The 2,133-nt window shown below is 78.0% G+C and carries 2 protein-coding genes; both read left to right on the forward strand.

The features are described from left to right. On the forward strand, positions 1 to 1,219 hold a 1,219-nt coding region (locus tag ACFV4N_RS43115; RefSeq protein ID WP_499678483.1), incomplete at its 5' end, for an SDR family NAD(P)-dependent oxidoreductase. Positions 1,220 to 1,224: 5 nt separating this feature from the next. Further along, positions 1,225 to 2,133 (forward strand): beta-ketoacyl [acyl carrier protein] synthase domain-containing protein (locus tag ACFV4N_RS43120; RefSeq protein ID WP_499678484.1); only part of this gene is annotated, 909 nt, incomplete at its 3' end.

Below are 2,133 nucleotides of genomic sequence, written 5' to 3' on the forward strand. Positions count from 1 at the left end.
CCACCTGGGCGCGCTCGACCCCGACGACTCCCTGCTGCCGGAGGAGTTCCCGGTCATCCAGGCGCTGCTCGCCGCGGGACCGCGCGGCCTGCTGGCCGTGGACCGGCGCGGCGCGGGTGCGGCGACCGGCCTGCGCGGCTTCTTCCGCACCCTGGACCGCGAGTACCCGGACGTCGCCACCACGCTGGTCGAGGTCGCCGACGACACCGACGTGACCGCCGCGCTGCTGGCGGAGCTGGGCGCGGCCGAGCACGAGCCGGTCGTGCTGGCCGGCGGCGCGCGGCGCGGGCTGCGGCTCGCCGTGACCGACCTGGGCCCGGTGGCCGCCGCCGGCGCCGGTCCCGCCGGTGACGGCGCGGCCGAGGCCGAGGCCGCCGGGCTGGACCGGGACGCGGTCGTGCTGCTCGTGGGCGGCGCGCGGGGCATCACCGCCCGGTTCGCCCGGTCGCTGGCGGCGGCGGGCCGGTGCCGGGTCGAGCTGCTCGGGCGCACCCCCGCGCCGACCGGACCGGAGGACCCGGCGACGGCCGGCGCCGGCGACCGGGCGGCGCTGCGGTCGGCGTTCATCGCCCGGGGCCTGACCTCGCCCGCCGAGATCGAGCGCGCGGTGTCCGCCCTGCTGGCCGAGCGCGAGGTGCGCGCCACCCTGGCCGACCTGGCCGGGCTGGGCAGCCCGGTGCGCTACCACGCGGTCGACGTGCGCGACGCCGAAGCCGTGCGCGCCACGGTGAAGCGCGTCCACGACGACCACGGCCGGCTCGACGCGGTGGTCTACGCGGCGGGCGTGATCGAGGACAAGCTGGTGGCGGAGAAGTCCGTGGAGTCGTTCCGGCGGGTGTTCGGCACGAAGGTCGACGGCGCGCGCACCCTGCTCGACGCCGTGGACACCCTGCCGGACGGCCCGCGCTACGCCGTGCTGTTCGGCAGCGTCGCCGCCGCCCTGGGCAACCGCGGCCAGTGCGACTACGCGGCGGCCAACGACGCCCTGGAGGAGCTGGCCCGGCGCTGGAGCAGGCCCGGCAGGCGCGGCCTGACCGTCCACTGGGGACCGTGGGCGGCGGACGGCGGCGGCATGGTGACGCCGGAGCTGATGCGGTCCTACGCCGCGCGCGGCATCTCGCTGATCGACCCCGACGAGGGGCCGCTGTGCCTGCTGCGCGAGCTGGCGTGGGGCCCGGCCGACGCGCACGCCGTCGTCTACACCGCCTCCGGGTGGTGACCGGGTTGGCATCGAGCACCCCGAGCGCCCCGAACACCGCCGACGCCGTGGCGATCGTCGGGATGGCGGTGCTGTTCCCCGGCGCGCCCGACCTCGACGCGTACTGGCGCAACATCGTCAACGGCGTGGACGCCATCGGCGACGTGCCGCCGGACCGGTGGGACGGCGAGTTCTACGACCCGGGCCCCGGGCCCCGGCGCGCGGACCGCGTGTACTGCCGGCGCGGCGGGTTCGTCGACGCGGCGGTGGACGCGGCCGGGTTCGGCGTGATGCCGGGGTCCGTGCCGGGCACCGAGCCCGACCAGCTGATCGCGTTGCAGGTCGCCGCCGACGCCATCGCGGACGCGGGCGGGGACGCGGTGCTGCCCGCCGACCGCCGCCGGGTCGGCGTGGTGCTCGGCCGGGGCGGCTACCTCACGCCCGGCCTGGTGCGGCTGGACCAGCGGGTCCGCACCGCCAACCAGGTCGTGCGCACGCTGCGCGAGCTGGTGCCCGAACTGGACGACGACCGGCTGGAGCGGGTCCGCGCGGCGTTCGCCGACCAGCTCGGCCCGGAGGCGCCGGAGTCGGCGATCGGCCTGGTGCCCAACCTCGCCGCGTCGCGCGTCGCCAACCGGCTCGACCTGCGCGGCCCCGCCTACACGGTGGACGCGGCGTGCGCGTCGTCGCTGGTGGCGGTGGACCACGCGGTGCGCGAGCTGGCCGGCGGCCGGTGCGACGTGGTGCTGGCGGGCGGCGTGCACCACTGCCACGACATCACGCTGTGGAGCGTGTTCAGCCAGCTCGGCGCGCTGTCGCCGAGCCAGCGGATCCGCCCGTTCCACCGGGGCGCGGACGGCGTGCTGATCGGCGAGGGCACCGGGGTGGTGGTGCTCAAGCGGCTGGCCGACGCCGAGCGCGACGGCGACCGGGTG

The organism is Actinosynnema sp. NPDC059797 (assembly GCF_042732085.1).
Taxonomy (GTDB): domain Bacteria; phylum Actinomycetota; class Actinomycetes; order Mycobacteriales; family Pseudonocardiaceae; genus Actinosynnema.